We start from the raw sequence: 15,022 nt of genomic DNA, 5'->3' as shown, positions 1-15,022 counted from the left end.
CTCAGGACCCCCGGTAGGTGCTGTAACCGTAGGGCGACAGCAGCAGCGGCACATGGTAGTGGCGGTCGGCGTCGGCGACCCCGAAACGCACGATTACCTCGTCCAGGAACGCCGGCTCCGGCAAGGCGGCCGCCGGGTTCAGGCCGCGAAAATAGTCGCCGGCGTGGAACAGCAGCTGGTAACGCCCGGGTGTGAACGCCTCGCCTTCCAGCAGCGGCGACGGGCAGCGGCCGTCGGCATCGGTTTTGCATTGTCCGATCAGGGACAGTCGTCCGTCGTCCAGGCGCCACAGTTCCAGGGCCAGGCCGGTGGCGGGCCGCCCGCTGGCGGTGTCGAGCACGTGCGTGGTGAGACGCCCCATGGGTCGCTCCTCGATATTGTGTTTTTCACTGTCGACAATAAAACCACAAAGATGTATACAGGTGCAATTCGATCCGGCCAGTGAAATCCGGCCAGTGAAAGGAGACAGGCAGATGGCGGCACAGCAGCGGGCGGGCGGTTACCCCCGTGATTTGATCGGCTACGGCCCCACGCCTCCGGACCCGCGCTGGCCCGGCGGCGCCCGGCTGGCGGTGCAGTTCGTGCTCAATTACGAAGAGGGCGGCGAGAACTGCGTGCTGCACGGCGACCCGGCCTCGGAATCCTTTCTTTCGGAAATGGTGGGCACCGAGGCACGCCCCGACGTGCGCCATATGAGCATGGAGTCCCTGTACGAGTACGGCAGCCGCGCTGGCGTCTGGCGTCTGCTGCGCCTGTTCCGGCGCTACCGGCTGCCGCTGACCGCGTTCGCCGTGGGCATGGCCGCGGAACGCCATCCGGAGGTGATTCGCGCCCTGGTCGACGAGGGCCACGAAATCTGCAGCCACGGCTATCGCTGGATCGACTATCAGTACGTGCCGGAGGCGGTGGAGGCGGAACACATCGGCCGCGCCGTGGAGGCGCTCACCCGCGCCGCCGGCCATCGGCCCCTGGGCTGGTACACCGGCCGCACCAGCCCCAACACCCGGCGGCTGGTGGTGGAACACGGCGGTTTTCTTTACGACGCCGATGACTACAACGACGATCTGCCGTTCTGGGCCCGGGTGGCGGACCAGCGTCATCTGGTGGTGCCTTACACCCTGGACGTGAACGACATGCGCTTCGCCTCGCCGGCGGGGTTCGGCGACGGCGAACCGTTCTTCCGCTATCTGCGCGACACCTTCGATTATCTGTACCAGGAGGGCGCGGAGGCGCCGCGCATGATGTCGGTGGGGCTGCATTGCCGGCTGGCGGGCCGCCCGGGGCGCGCCGCCGCCCTGGAGCGGTTTCTGCGCCACCTGCGCGCCCACCCGGATGTCTGGGTGGCCCGGCGCATCGACATCGCCCGACACTGGATGGAGCACCATGGCTGATACCGAGCGGCTGTCGCCGCGCCCCAGCGCGCTGGACGAGGACGCCTTCGTGGCCTGCTACGGCGACGTCTATGAACACTCCCCCTGGATCGCCCGCCAGGCCCACCGGGCCGGCCTGAGCGCGCGGGACGATATCGCCACGGCCCTGGCGGCGCGGCTGGCGGCGGTGTTCGACGCCGCCGAGGCAAGCGCGCAACTGGCGGTGCTGCGCGCCCACCCGGACCTGGCCGGCAAGCTGGCGGTGGGCGAGGCGCTCACCGCCGATTCCAGTGCCGAACAGGCCGGCGCCGGGCTGGACCAGTGCACGGTGGAAGAGTTCGAGCGGTTCCAGGCGCTCAACGCGGCCTATCGGGCGCGCTTTGATTTCCCCTTTATCGTGGCGGTACGCGGCCTGCACCGGCGCGAGATCCTGCAGGCTTTCGAGGCGCGGCTGAGCAACGACGCGGAGACCGAACGCACCACCGCCGTGGCCCAGGTCAACCGCATCGCGCGGCTGCGTCTGCTCGCCCGCGCCGGCGGCTGACCGGCCTCAATCCCAGTCCGGGGACGGCCAGTCGTCGTCCTCGTCGTCGAATTCCGTTTCCATGGGGCGCCCCTCGATCCAGGTGCGCAACGGGCGCTCTTCCAGATCCCGGGCTTCGCCGGCCAGCAGGGATTCAAACCAGCGGTCCGGCCCGCCGCCGCCGTCGGGCAGCGGCAACTCCACGAAGTCGGCCCGCTTGCCCGGCGCGAAGCTGCCGGCCCGGTCGCCCCGGCCGAGGCATTCGGCGCCGGCCAGGGTGGCATGGTAAAGCGCTTCCCGGGCGTTCACGTCCACGCCGGCGTCGCGGTGCTGGGCCAGAAAGCGCTGCATCACGTGCAGCATGCTGTGGCTGGGCCCGGCGCCCACGTCCGAGGCCAGGGCGTAGCGGATGCCGTGGCGGCGCACCGCCTGCAGGTCCATGCGGCCGCTGTCCAGCGCCTCGTTGGACGAGGGGCAATGGGCGATCCAGGCGCCGCGCCGGGCCAGGGTCTGGTGTTCCCGGGTGCTGAGATGAATGCAGTGGCCGAGCACCGAGCGCGGGCCTAGCAGGCCGGCCCGGTCGTACACGTCGGTATAGTCCTGGGCTTCGGGAAACGCCTCGCGGATTTCGCGGACTTCGTTCACCGATTCCGAGAGGTGGGTCTGTACCAGGGCGTTTTCCCGTCGGGCCAGATCGCCCAGCTCGCGCATCAGGCCGGCGCTGCAATTGAGCGCGAAGCGCGGCGTCACCGCGTAATGTTCCCGGCCCAGTTTTTTCAGCAGCGACGCCACCTGGTCGGCGTTGTCCGGGCTGGCCCGGCAGAGCGGCTCCGGCGCCGCCTTTTCCATGATCGCGTTGCCCAGCACCCAGTCGCCGATGGCTTCGCTGGCGGCGATTTCCAGGGCGCGCGCATGGGGGCTGGAATAGGCCATGCCCAGGGTGGTGCCGGCACGTACCGTGTCGTAGAAAAAATTCTGCGCGTGGCGGCGCGCGAACAGTTCATTGTCGAAGCCCATTTCCTCGGGCCAGATGTGGTTGCGCAGCCAGTCCATCAGGTCCCTTTGAAAACGCCCGCGCACGTGATGCTGCACCCAGTGGATGTGCACGTCCACGAACCCCGGCACCAGCAGGCTGTCCAGTTCCAGCATGGCGCCCACCGGCTGCTGGCGGAATTCGCTCATCGAGCCGACGCCGAGGATGCGACCTTCATGCACCAGCACGCCGCCGTCCCGGTAGAAGACCCAATGGTCGGCGTCCACCGGATTGAGCAGGCTGGCACGGATCAGAAGGGGCTGCGCCATCGCGACCTCTTGTTTGGGGGAATGTATACACCTTTTTAGTCGCTCTGCCGGCGTGCGGCAAGCCTTGCCGGAGTGGGGCCGGCGTGGTGCGAAACGGCGTTTCAATGCGCCGGGGTGGTGCGTGCCGCCGGGGTGGGTCAGGGGGTGATGGTACGGTGCTTTGCGCCGCCCGGTCGTGGCACGGCGCTTGCCTGTATACAGCATCAGGCTCCAATTCGGGGCAATTCCTGGAGCAAACCGGAGACGCTCATGTCCGAACCGCGACTTTCCCAACCGCAGCGTGTTTGTGTGATCTGTGATTCCCGCTATGGCAGCACCCTGGAACTGGCCCGCGCGGTGGTGCGCGGGGCCGAAGCGGCGGGGGCGGAGGTGCGCTTGCGGCGTGTCGGGATCGAGCCGCCGGAATACAGCGTGGATGCGCAGCGGGAGGATTTCCAGGCGGCGCAGGCGGAGTACCGGGCGTTGCCGAGGGCCGGCCAGGAGGATCTGGTTTGGGCGCGGGGGATCGTGTGGGGGGCGCCGACCCGGTACGGGTTGATGAGTACGCCGTTGCGGGCCTTTATCGATGAGGTGGCGCCGTTGTGGCGGCAGGGGGCGTTGATCGGCAAGTTGGGCGCGGCCTTTACCTCCACCGGGGGGATGCATTCCGGTAATGAGGTGACCTTGATTACGTTGCTTTTGCCGTTCTTTCAGCACGGCATGCTTCTGGTGGGGGTGCCGCATAGCGTGCCGGAGTTGGTGCGGACCACGAAGGGTGGGTCGCCTTACGGGGCGTCGGCGGTGACCGGGTTTGATGGGACGCGGGGGGTGGACGATAACGAGCGGGCGATTGCGTTTGCGTTGGGGGCTCGGGTGGGGCGGTTGACGGGGCAGGTGGTGCCGGAGCCCGGGTCGGTGGAGTTGGCGGCGTATGGGGAGTGAAGGGTTTTTCTCCATCGGGGCCGCCGTGTGACCGGTGTCGCCCTCCCCGGACACGCCGTGAATACGTCCTTGTAGGCTCGCGTTGGCCATCCCTGGCCAACGACGGTCCGGGAAAGGCGTCACCAACGTCACGGCTTTGGGGTGTGCACCGTTTTAGGGAGAGGGTGGTGTCGGTGGGTGGGCATGAAGGTTGCTTGTATACGAAAGGAGAGTCCGAAGCGAACGTAAGCAATCTGACGGAGAACACCGATGCGCGTGATGTTGAAGAGTGGTTTTTGCCGACGCCTGGGGGCGGCGGTTGTGGCGGTGCTGGGGTTGGCCGGCGCGGGTGCGGCGGGGGCCGTGGAGAAGGTGACGGTGGGGACCAGCTGGTACGCCCAGGCCGAGCATGGCGGGTTTTATCAGGCCAAGGCCACCGGGATTTATGAGAAGTACGGGTTGGATGTGACCATCAAGATGGGCGGGCCGCAGGTGAATGGTCTGCAGTTGTTGTTGGCGGGTCAGTACGATTTCACCATGGGTTATCCGTTGCGGAACATCAACGCGGTGGGTGAGGGGTTGCCGGTGGTGAGCGTGGCGGCGTGTTTTCAGAAGGATCCGCAGGGTTTGATCGCGCATCCGCAGGTGAAGGATCTGCAGTCGGTGGGTGATCGCACGGTGCTGATTTCCACGTCGGCGCGTTCCACCTATTGGCCGTGGTTGCAGGCGGAGTACGGGTTCAAGGACAGCCAGGCGAAGCCGTATACGTTCAGCCTGGGGCCGTTCCTGGCGGATAAGGAGCTGGTGCAGCAGGCCTATGTGAGTTCCGAGCCGTTCGCCGCCGAGAAGGGTGGGGTGAAGCCGAATTTCTTCCTGTTCGCGGATTACGGTTACCCGCCCTACGCGGCCACCCTGGAGACCCGTCGTGAGCTGGTGGAGGAGAAGCCGGAGATGGTGCGTAAGTTCGTGCAGGCCACGCTGGAAGGGTGGAAGAGCTACCTGAACGATCCGGCGCCGGGCAATGCGCTGATCCAGAAGGACAATCCGGAGATGACCGATGAGCAGTTGGCCTATGGTCTGGCCAAGCTCAAGGAGTACGGCATCGTCACCGGCGGTGACGCCGGCGAGGAGGGCATCGGTTATATGAACGACGCGCGCTGGGAGAAGACCTTCGAGTTCATGGTCAAGGCGGGGCTGGTGTCCGACGACGTGGACTATAAAAAAGCCTATACCCTGGAATTCCTGCCCGAGGAGCCGGTACTGCCCTGAACCGGCCGCCGTGCACAAGGTCGCCATGGGCGCGATCTTGTGCACAAAGACGGTACGGGCGCGCCACCCCGGTGCGTCCGTCTCCCCTCCGCCCTCTGTTCCTTTCCGCCGCCAGGCCCCGTGTCGCAAGGCTTCCGGCGATACCCACAAAGATGGCACAGCCTTTGCCTCTTTTCTGACATCTGAGTCTGGATACCAAGCTGTATACATTTTATACGGAGCGCACCATGACAAAGGCACGGGGAAATCAGTTCGAAGGGCGGTGGAAGTGGGGGCGGCGCCTTGCGGCCAGTCTGACGCTGGGGGCGGGTTTGCTGTCGGCGGCGCTGGCCGGGGCGGCGGAGCCCGACAAGGTGGTGTTCGGCACCAACTGGTTCGCCCAGGCGGAGCACGGCGGTTTCTATCAGGCCAAGGCCACCGGTATTTATGAGAAGTACGGCCTGGACGTGGACATCGAGATGGGCGGGCCGCAGGTCAATAACGTTCAGTTGCTGCTGGCCGGCAAGCAGAACATCACCATGGGCTACCCGATCCGCAACATCAAATCCCTGGTGCAGGACCTGCCGGTGGTGACCATCGCCGCGCCGTTCCAGAGCGATCCGCAGGCGCTGCTGGCCCATCCGCACGTGAAATCCCTGGAACAGATCAAGGGCAAACCGGTGTACGTGTTCTCCGGGGCCAAGCAGACCTTCTGGCCGTGGCTGGAGGCCAACTACGGCTACACCGACGACATGATCCGACCCTATACCTTCAGCGTGCAGCCGTTTCTGGCCGACAAGTCGGTGGTGCAGCAAGGCTATGTGACTTCCGAGCCGTTCGCCATGGAGAAGGGCGGCGTGACACCGTCGGTGTTCCTGTTCGCCGAATACGGCTACCCGCCGTACGCGCAGACCCTGGAGACCACCCGGGAGTGGGTGGAGGAGAAGCCCGAGGTGCTGCGCCGCTTCGTGCAGGCGTCCATGGAAGGCTGGAAAAGCTATTTCCAGAATCCGGCGCCGGCCAATAAGTTGATCAAAGAGGACAACCCGCAGATGACCGATGAGCAGATCGCCTTCGGCATCGAGAAGATGAAGGAGTACGGCCTGGTGGCCGGCGGTGACGCCAAAACCAAGGGGCTCGGCGTAATGACCGACGCGCGCTGGAAAGCGACCTTCGATTTCATGGCCAAGGCCGGCATGGTGCCGGAGGACCTGGACTACAAAAAGGCCTACACCCTGGAATTCCTGCCCGAGGAGCCGGTGCTGCCATGAGCGCGACCCGGGTGCCGGTGATCGATTTCGCCCCTTTTCTCGACGGCGATCAGGGCGAGCGGGCCGCGGTGGTCACGGCCATCGACCGCGCCGCCCGCGACGTGGGCTTTATGTGTCTGGTGGGCCACGGTCTGCCGGACGATCAGCTCAAGGCGCTGTTCCAGGCCCAGCGGGATTTTTTCGCGCTACCGGACGCGCTCAAGGCGGAAGCGGCCTTCGCCTATGACGACACCGATGCCAACACCGGCTATGTGGCGGTGGGCAAGGAGCGTCTGGATGTGAAGCGCGCGCCGGACCTGAAGGAAAGTTTTCAGATCCGTGAGCCCGCTCTGTACGGCCGGGTGAATCGCTGGCCGGCGGGCCAGCAGGCGTTCCGCGCCACCGTGGAGGATTTTTTCGCGGCGGTGTCGGATCTGTCCATGAAGGTGCTGGAGGCGTTCGAGCTGGGGCTGGGCACCGAACCCGGTTACTTCCGTGACCGCCATCGCACCCACAGCCAGATTCTGCGGCTGCTGCATTACCCGCCGTTGCCGCCGGCGTTCCAGGCCGAGCGTGGCCAGGCACGGGCCGGCGGGCACACCGATTACGGCAGCGTGACCTTGCTGTTCCAGGACGACATCGGCGGCCTGGAAGTGCGCGACGCCGACGGTAAATGGGTACCGGTGGATCCGGTGCCCGGCGGCGTGGTGATCAATACCGGCGACATCATGGCCCGCTGGACCAACGATGTGTACCGCTCCACCTTGCACCGCGTGCGTCTGCCCGAGCACGCCGGCGGCGGCCGCGCCCGCTATTCGGTGGCCTTTTTCAACGACCCGGACAACGAGGCGGAAATCCGTGTGCTGGATCAGTGCGTGAGCGACGACAACGCCTGTCGCTACGCGCCGATCCTGACCGGCGACTATCTGGTGAGCCGACGCGCCGCGTCCTATTGATGTCCGGCGCGGGTCCGAATGGCGGAGGCCCGCGCCGCGTTCAACCTTCCGCCAACAGTGAGGAAAAGCCGGCCTTAAAGAGCGCGAACAGGCTCTCGGCGGGGGCTGCCTCGTCCATAGGAGATGAGCCATGCTAGTAACCCAACAACCCGTCCTGCGCCGCTTCTGGTATCCCGTGATTCCGATGGCGCAACTTGATGATGGTCCGAAACCGTTCCGCCTGCTCAACCAGGACCTGGTGCTGTGGCTGGACAGCCAGGGCAAGCCGCAAGCCGCCGAGGATCGCTGCGCCCACCGCAGCGCCAGACTGTCCCTGGGCTGGGTGGAGGGCGACAACATCGTCTGCCCGTACCACGGCTGGAACTACGACGGCACCGGCGCCTGCAAGAAAATCCCGCAGACCCCGGACCGCCCCGCCGGCCGCGCCAAGGTGCCGGCCTTCAAGGCCGAGGAGCGCTACGGCTACGTCTGGGTGTGCCTGGGCGAGCCGCTCACCGACATTCCCGATATGCCGGAGGCCAGGGAGCCGGGCTATCGCATGTTCCATCAGTTCCATGAGGTGTGGCGCACCGCCGGTCTGCGGCTGATGGAGAACTCCTTCGACAACGCTCACTTCAGCTTCGTGCACCGGGAAAGCTTCGGGCAGTTCGACAAGCCGATCCCCGCCGACCTGAACATCAAGGAAGGGGAGTACGGTTTCCACTTCGAAACCAAGGCGCCGGTGAACAATCCCGAGTCCCAGAAAAAGCTGCTGCAAATGGACAGCGACACCACCGTGCGTCACATGACCAGCAACTGGTACATGCCGTTCGGGCGCCGGCTGAACATTCGTTACCCCAACGGTCTGGTGCACTCCATCGTCACCTATGCCACGCCCATCGATGACGAGCATTCGATGATCTGCCAGTGGGCGTTCCGCAGCGATACGGAAGAAGAAGCGCCGGAGGCGGAGATCATCGCCTTTGATCGCCAGGTCACCGAGGAAGACAAGCGGGTGCTGGAAAGCACCGATTACGACGTGCCCCTGGACACCGCCAGCGGTGAAGAAAAACACATGCCCTCGGACCAGCCCGGCATGGTCATGCGCAAGATGATGAAGGCGCTGCTGGAGCGGTTCGGCGAAAGCGAAGCGCGCAGCGATCACGCGCGCATTCCGGTGAAACAGGAGAAGGCGTCGTGACCGACCTGCTGATCCAGGGCGCGGACGCGGTGATGACCGGCCGGGCGGGCGACGCCGCCCGCGCCGGCGCGGTGGACGTCCGCGTGCGTGACGGCCTGATCACGGAAATGGCCGCCGGGTTGATCCCGGCGGCCGGCGAGGAGGTGCTGGATGCCCGCGGCTGCGTGGTCTATCCGGGCTGGGTGAACACCCACCACCACCTGTTCCAAAGCGTGCTCAAGGCGGTGCCGGAGGGCATCAACGAGCCGCTGTTCGGCTGGCTGGGCGTGGTGCCCTATCCACGCCTGACGCGGATCCGCGACCGCCATCTGGAAGTGGCGGCGGAGGTCGGGCTGGCGGAGCTGCTGTTGTCCGGCACCAGCACCTGTGCGGACCATCATTACATCTACTACGGCGGCCTCGACAGTGAGATGGGCGATGTGCTGTTCGAGGTGGCGGAGCGGCTCGGCCTGCGTTTCACCCTGTGTCGGGGCGGCGCCACCGAACAGGGCCGCCACCCCGGTTACCCCAATGACCTGCGGTCGGAAACCCTGGACCAGTACGTGGCCGACGTGGAACGACTGACGGCGCGCTACCACCAGAGCGGCCCGCGCGCCATGCGGCAGGTGGTGATGGCGCCCACCACGCCGACCTTCTCGGTGGACCCGGCGACCCTGCGCGAACTGGCCCGGGCCGGCCGTGCCCTGGGGCTGCGCCTGCACAGTCACCTGTCGGAAACCTTCAACTATGTGGAGTACTGCCGCGACGTGCACAACATGACGCCGGTGGAATTCTGCGGCGAAAACGAATGGCTCGGCGAGGACGTGTGGTTCGCGCACATGGTGCACGTGGCCGATTCGGAACTGCCGATCCTGGCGGAAACCGGCACCGGCATCGCCCATTGTCCGCAAAGCAACTGCCGGCTGGGCAGCGGCATTGCCCGGGTGCCGGAGATGGCCGCCCGGGGCATTCCGATTTCCCTGGCGGTGGACGGCGCCGCCTCCAACGAGGCCGCCGACATGATCCAGGAAGCGCACACCACCTGGATGATCCATCGCGCCCTGGGCGGCGCCGACGCGGTTACCGTGGAGGACGTGATCCATTGGGGCACGTCCGGCGGCGCCCGCGTGCTCGGCCTCGACCAGGTGGGTGAACTGGCCCCGGGCAAGGCCGCCGATCTGGCGGTCTACGATCTGAATCAGCCGCGCTACTTCGGCATGCACGACCCGGCCATCGCGCCGGTGGCCGGCGGCGGCAGCGCCTCCGTGCGCCACCTGCTGGTGGACGGCCGGGTACGGGTGCGCGATGGCGCCATCCCGGGCCTGGACCTGGCCGGCCTGCGCGCCCGCGCCGCCGAAACGGTGGCGGAACTTCATTGAGGACGGGGCCCGGTGCCCCAGGGAGTGCCCTATGGAAACCTTGCAAGAATCCACCGCCCGGCGCACCGATGCCGGCGCGATTCCGGTGATCGACTTCGGCCCCTTTCTGCACGGTGGCGCCGGGGACCGCAAGGCGGTGGCCGCCGCCATGCGTCAGGCCAGCGCCGATTGGGGGTTTTTCTATCTGGCCAACCACGGCGTGCCGGAGCCCCTTCTGGATCGATCCTTCCAGGCGTCCGAACGGTTCTTCGCCTTGCCCTATGAAGACAAGATGAGCGTCGCCTGGCAGAACGCCAGCAGCAACCGGGGCTATGTGGCGGTGCGCCGGGAGCGGCTCGACGCCAGCAAGCCCGGTGATCTGAAAGAGGCGTTCAACGCCGGGCCGGAGCCGGCGGCGGGCAGCCTCGCCGAGGAAGAGCGGCCCTACCGGGAAAACCGCTGGCCGGCCAGCCCCTCGGACTTCCGCCCCACGGTGCTGGATTTGATGGACGGCTGCGTGGCCGCCGCCAACCGGGTGCTGGAAGCGTTCGCGGTGGCCCTGGATCTGCCCGATGGCTTTTTTATCGATACCCACGACCAGCTGCACCACACCCTGCGGCTGTTGCACTACCCGCCGCTGCCCAAGGGTTACACCCCCCAGGCCGGCGAGAAGCGCGCCGGCGCGCACACCGACTACGGCAGCATTACGCTGCTGTTCCAGCACGGCGTGGCCGGGCTCGAGGTGCGTACCCGCGCTGGCGAGTGGATCACCGCGCCGCCGATCCCCGGCACCGTGGTGGTCAACACCGGCGACCTGATGCAGCGCTGGACCAACGACGTGTTCTGTTCCACGCCGCACCGGGTCTCGCCGTTTGTCAGCGGTGATTCGCCGGGCCGCTATTCCATCGCCTTTTTCTGCCATCCCAACCCGGACGCGGAAATCCGCTGCATCGAAAGCTGCGCGGACGCGGATCGGCCGCCGCGCTATCCGTCGATTCTGGCCGGCGAGCATCTGATGGAAAAACTCAATGCCACCTACTGATGGCCGCTGAACCCTCACCGGCGGCGCCGTCGGTGGCCGGCCCGGCGAGCCCGGCCTCGGTGGGGCTGGGCTGGATCGCGGTGATGATCGCCGTGGCCGGGCTCAACCTGCGACCGCTGCTGACCTCGCTGGGGGTCAGCCTGGAGGCGGTGCGCCTGGATCTGGGCCTGAGCAGCGCCGCCGCTGGCCTGCTGGCGGCGGTGCCCACCTTCTGCATGGGCGCGGTGGCGCTGGTGGGCGGCTGGCTGATCGGCCGTCTCGGCAGCGGCGTCGGTCTGCGTGTGGCGTTGCTGCTGGTGGCGGCGGGTTGCGCCGCCCGCTGGGCCGGCCTGACCCCCACGGTGATGTTCGCCGCCACCCTGGTGGGCGGGTTGGGCATCGCCTGCGGCCAGGTACTGATCCCGGTGGTGATCAAACAGTATTTCCCCGACCGGGCGGCGCTGATGATGGGCATGTTCACCACCGCCATGAACCTGGGCGCGGCCCTCGGCGCCGCCGCCACGCCGGCGCTGATGGACGGCGCCGGTGGCGACTGGCGTCTGGCCCTGGGCATCTGGGCGGTGCCGGCGCTGGTGGCCGCCCTGTTGTGGCCGGTGAACCTGGCGCGGCCGCGCGGCGACGACGCCCGCGCCTTGCCCTGGCGCGACGCCCGGGCCTGGCGCATGGCCCTGTTTCTGGGCTCCGGCTCCATCGCCTATATGTCGCTGCTGGCCTGGCTGGTGCCGTTCTATGTGGCCCAGGGGCACAGCCAGGCCCAGGGCGCGGCGCTGCTCACCGTGTTCACCGGTGCGCAGATCGCCGCCGCCTTGCTGGTGCCGCCGCTGGCCGGCTTTTCCCGGGACCGGCGCCCGGCGCTGGCGGTGACCCTGCTGCTGTTGATGGTCGGCGTGGCCGGGCTGTGGTGGTCGCCGGAGCCCGGCGGCGTGCTGTGGGCGGTGATCGCCGGTGTCGGCCTGGGCGGCTCGTTTCCGCTGGCCCTGACCCTGCCGTTGGATTACAGCGCCACGCCCACCGAGGCCGGTCGCCTGTCGGCGCTGGTGCAGGGGCTGGCCATGTTGATGGGCGCGCTGGGACCGCTGGTGTTCGGGGTGCTGCGCGACGGCTTCGGATTTTCCGCGGCCATGCTGTTTCTGTTGCTGGCGGTGGCGGTGTCGTTCCTGCTGGGGCTGACGTTTCGTCCGCCGCCGCTGAATCCGTTCGAGGAGGACGCCCGATGAATGTGATGGATCATCCCGTGTTTCGCCGCTTCTGGTACCCGGTGATGCCGCTTGATCAGCTGCGTGACGGCCCGCGCGGCTTCGTGCTGCTGGGCCAGCCGCTGGTGTTGTTCGTGGACGAGGAGGGCGCGCCGGCGGCTTTGGAAGACCGCTGTTGCCACCGCACCGCGCAACTGTCCCTGGGCGATGTGTGTGACGGCAAGGTGGCGTGCCCCTACCACGGCTGGCGGTACGACCGGGCCGGCCAGTGTGTGCACATTCCGCAGATGCCGGATCGCGACCCCGGGCCGCGCCGCCGGGTGGCGGCTTACCACTGCGCCAGCCGCTATGGTTACGCCTGGGTGGCGCTGGACACGCCCCTGTTCGATATCCCCGCCATTCCGGAGGCCGCCGAGCCGGACTTCGAACTGATTCAGGAATTCTACGAGGAGTGGCGGGTGGCCGGGCTGCGGGTGATGGAGAACGAACTGGACATGGCGCACCCCAGCTATGTGCATCTGGGGACCTTCGGCAGCCCCGAGCATCTGGTGGCCGAGGACGCGGAAATCACCGAATTCGAAGGCGGCTTCCATTACACCGGACGCCTGGGCGTGACCCAGGCCCACCACGCCCAGCAGGACCGCAACGAACGATTTCTGGATTGCTCCTGGTACGCGCCCTTCGTGTGCCGGCTGCGCATCGATTACGCCGACGGCGGCCCCGCCCACGTGATCGTCAACTGCCAGGTGCCCATCGACCATGGGCGTTCCCAGGTGGTGCAGTTCTGCTTGCAGCAGGACGACGGCAGCGGCTTCGACCGCGAGGCGCTGCTGGCGTTTGATCGCAAGGTCACGCTGGAGGACAAACGAATACTGGAAAGCACCGATCCGGACATGCCGCTGGATCCGCGCGGCGAAAAGCATATGGAGTCGGATAAACCGGGATTGGTAATGCGCCGCATGATGCAGCGTCTGCTCGATGAGCACGCCCTGGCCGACGCCTGAACGACCTTTTGTATACAAAATGGCGGCGGGACCGTGACGACGGCCCGCCGCTTTTTTTGTCCGGCGAAGCGCGCCCGTTAGCGGTTTCCGCCGGGATAACGAACCTTTCGTTGCCGGCGTCCGCGCGCTTTTTGCCGCTGCTGTGCGCCATTCTTGTATTTCCGTCGCGCCCGGATAGGGCGAGCGGGTTCGGATCGCCCCAAAACCGGGCAGGGTGACACCGACCCGATCCGCCGGCCTGGCTTTCTTTGACGGCCCTTTCACCTGTTTCCCGCCTTTAACGCGCCTGATGGCACCTCTGGCACGCATCTTGAAAGTGTCACCGTACCGTGTATGCAAGGCCGGCCATTGCCGGTCCGGTGCACAGGACCACGAACGGGACGTTTGCCTGATCGTCCCGTTCGAACAGCCGCCGTCGCGGGATGCGTCGGCGACGTAGTTAAAGAGGGTTTCGTGGCCGGTTGGGAAGACGGCGCGAATCCGGGGGACACCGGCTGTACCGGTGGCACGGGCACTCGAAGGCGGACGCGACTGAAGGCGCCGCCGGCGGACTGCCCCCCACTTTTCAGAGAGGAAAACCTGTGAAACTGAACAGAAAGGTTGCGACGACTTTGGGGGCCGCCACGCTGATGGGCGCGAGCGGCATGGCCAACGCTGACGTCAACGTGGACTTCTACGGTCTGCTCGACGTGTTCGCCGGCAGCCGGGAAGCACCGGGCGCCGCCGACGATTCCAAGGTTCTGGATGCCGGTGGCATGACCACCTCCTTCGTGGGCTTCACCGCCACCGCCGACATCAATGAAAGCACCACCGCCTTCGCCAAGGCGGAAATGTTCCTGCGCCCGGACACCGGTGAAGACGGCCGCTACAACGGCGACGAGTTCTTTGCCCGCGCCGCCCAGGTGGGCTTCAACGGCGACCTGGGGCAGATCGCCTTCGGCCGCGTCGGCGCCCCCATGTTCCTGCCGGTGATTTTCTCCAACCCGTTCGGCGGTTCCTTCGTGTTCTCCCCGGCGATCCTGCACTCCTTCCAGGGCGGCAACTACGGCGCCACCGTGGGTGACTCCGGCTGGAGCAACGGTATCTCCTACGTAACGCCGAAGATGGGCGGGCTGACCGCTAACGTGGTGTACGCCTTCGGCGAGGAATCCGGTGAAGACTCCGAAAACAAATTCGGCGGCAACCTGGTGTACCGCGCCGGCGGTCTGATGCTGACCGCGGCCGCTCACTCCGTGAAGCAGGGCGCGCTGAACAGCGGCGACAGCCCGGGCTTCGGTGAAGGTGGCGGCCTGGCGGCCATCGGTGGCGGCGTCTTTTCCGTGACCGACCAGGACGCCTACCTGGTGGGCGCCAGCTACGACTTCCAGGTGGTCAAGGTGTACGGCATGTACCACAGCCTGGAGACCGACACCACCGTCGGTGACGTGGACGTGGACACCTACCAGGGTGGCGTCAGCGTACCGGCGGGCCCGGGTTCCATTCTGGCCGCCTACGCCAAGTCCGAGTTCGACGGCGAAGTCGATGCCGAGCGTAAAACCTGGACCGTGGGTTACGACTGGGTGATCAACGACCAGCTCGACATCTACGCCAACTACATGAACGACGACATCGACACCCTCGGTGACGGCGACAGCTACGGCGTCGGTACCCGCCTGAAGTTCTGATTGACCCATCGGCCCCGGCGGCGGCGCCCCTCTGCGCCGCCGTCCGGAGG

At 66.7% G+C, this 15,022-nt stretch carries 14 protein-coding genes; 12 read left to right on the top strand and 2 right to left on the bottom strand.

The genetic code is table 11. The features are described from left to right. Position 1: 1 nt before the first annotated feature. Positions 2-361, bottom strand: a complete 360-nt coding sequence (gene uraH / locus ACLD0W_RS14255) for a hydroxyisourate hydrolase (protein WP_410308148.1) — start codon at positions 359-361, stop codon at positions 2-4. 112 nt (positions 362-473) lie between these two features. On the opposite strand from uraH, the gene puuE reads away from it, so the two are divergent. Continuing rightward, entirely contained in the window at positions 474-1,391 is a 918-nt protein-coding gene (gene puuE, locus ACLD0W_RS14250) for an allantoinase PuuE (RefSeq protein ID WP_410308147.1), read from the top strand. Further along, positions 1,384-1,914 carry a 2-oxo-4-hydroxy-4-carboxy-5-ureidoimidazoline decarboxylase gene (gene uraD / locus ACLD0W_RS14245; protein ID WP_410308146.1) on the top strand — a complete coding sequence of 177 codons (531 nt, stop codon included), beginning with the start codon at positions 1,384-1,386 and terminating at the stop codon, positions 1,912-1,914. Before puuE ends, uraD begins: the two co-directional genes overlap by 8 nt. Positions 1,915-1,920: 6 nt before the next feature. On the opposite strand, the gene ACLD0W_RS14240 is transcribed toward uraD, so the two are convergent. Then, a complete protein-coding gene (locus ACLD0W_RS14240) occupies positions 1,921-3,195 on the bottom strand; it encodes an amidohydrolase family protein (protein WP_410308145.1) in 1,275 nt (424 codons plus the stop codon). 249 nt (positions 3,196-3,444) lie between these two features. On the opposite strand from ACLD0W_RS14240, the gene wrbA reads away from it, so the two are divergent. The 10 genes from wrbA to ACLD0W_RS14190 all read left to right on the top strand — a co-directional run bounded on the left by wrbA (position 3,445) and on the right by ACLD0W_RS14190 (position 14,972). After that, positions 3,445-4,116, top strand: a complete 672-nt coding sequence (gene wrbA / locus ACLD0W_RS14235) for an NAD(P)H:quinone oxidoreductase (protein WP_410308144.1) — start codon at positions 3,445-3,447, stop codon at positions 4,114-4,116. A gap of 249 nt (positions 4,117-4,365) precedes the next feature. Continuing rightward, positions 4,366-5,364 carry an ABC transporter substrate-binding protein gene (locus ACLD0W_RS14230; RefSeq protein ID WP_410308143.1) on the top strand — a complete coding sequence of 333 codons (999 nt, stop codon included), beginning with the start codon at positions 4,366-4,368 and terminating at the stop codon, positions 5,362-5,364. A 227-nt stretch (positions 5,365-5,591) separates the two neighbouring features. Then, on the top strand, positions 5,592-6,614 hold the full coding sequence (locus tag ACLD0W_RS14225; protein ID WP_410308142.1) for an ABC transporter substrate-binding protein: 1,023 nt from the start codon (positions 5,592-5,594) through the stop codon (positions 6,612-6,614). Continuing rightward, positions 6,611-7,549 carry an isopenicillin N synthase family dioxygenase gene (locus tag ACLD0W_RS14220; RefSeq protein ID WP_410308141.1) on the top strand — a complete coding sequence of 313 codons (939 nt, stop codon included), beginning with the start codon at positions 6,611-6,613 and terminating at the stop codon, positions 7,547-7,549. The genes ACLD0W_RS14225 and ACLD0W_RS14220 overlap by 4 nt, the downstream gene beginning before the upstream one ends. Positions 7,550-7,679: 130 nt before the next feature. Next, positions 7,680-8,729 carry a Rieske 2Fe-2S domain-containing protein gene (locus tag ACLD0W_RS14215; protein WP_410308140.1) on the top strand — a complete coding sequence of 350 codons (1,050 nt, stop codon included), beginning with the start codon at positions 7,680-7,682 and terminating at the stop codon, positions 8,727-8,729. After that, positions 8,726-10,087, top strand: coding sequence for an amidohydrolase family protein (locus ACLD0W_RS14210; RefSeq protein WP_410308139.1), 1,362 nt, complete (start codon positions 8,726-8,728; stop codon positions 10,085-10,087). The genes ACLD0W_RS14215 and ACLD0W_RS14210 overlap by 4 nt, the downstream gene beginning before the upstream one ends. Positions 10,088-10,118: 31 nt before the next feature. Then, the gene (locus ACLD0W_RS14205; RefSeq protein WP_410308138.1) at positions 10,119-11,108 is read left to right on the top strand and encodes an isopenicillin N synthase family dioxygenase; all 990 of its coding nucleotides are present in this window, start codon (positions 10,119-10,121) and stop codon (positions 11,106-11,108) included. After that, entirely contained in the window at positions 11,108-12,325 is a 1,218-nt protein-coding gene (locus tag ACLD0W_RS14200; protein WP_410308137.1) for a CynX/NimT family MFS transporter, read from the top strand. The genes ACLD0W_RS14205 and ACLD0W_RS14200 overlap by 1 nt, the downstream gene beginning before the upstream one ends. Further along, complete coding sequence (locus ACLD0W_RS14195; protein WP_410308136.1) at positions 12,322-13,308, top strand: Rieske 2Fe-2S domain-containing protein; 987 nt, start codon at positions 12,322-12,324, stop codon at positions 13,306-13,308. Before ACLD0W_RS14200 ends, ACLD0W_RS14195 begins: the two co-directional genes overlap by 4 nt. A 629-nt stretch (positions 13,309-13,937) precedes the next feature. Then, positions 13,938-14,972, top strand: a complete 1,035-nt coding sequence (locus tag ACLD0W_RS14190; RefSeq protein WP_410308360.1) for a porin — start codon at positions 13,938-13,940, stop codon at positions 14,970-14,972. The last annotated feature ends 50 nt before the right edge of the window (positions 14,973-15,022 follow it).

This window comes from Alloalcanivorax sp. C16-1 (assembly GCF_046507805.1).
Lineage (GTDB): Bacteria > Pseudomonadota > Gammaproteobacteria > Pseudomonadales > Alcanivoracaceae > Alloalcanivorax.
The sequence above is the reverse complement of the archived record's forward strand: the minus strand, read 5'-3'. Positions and strand labels throughout refer to the sequence as shown.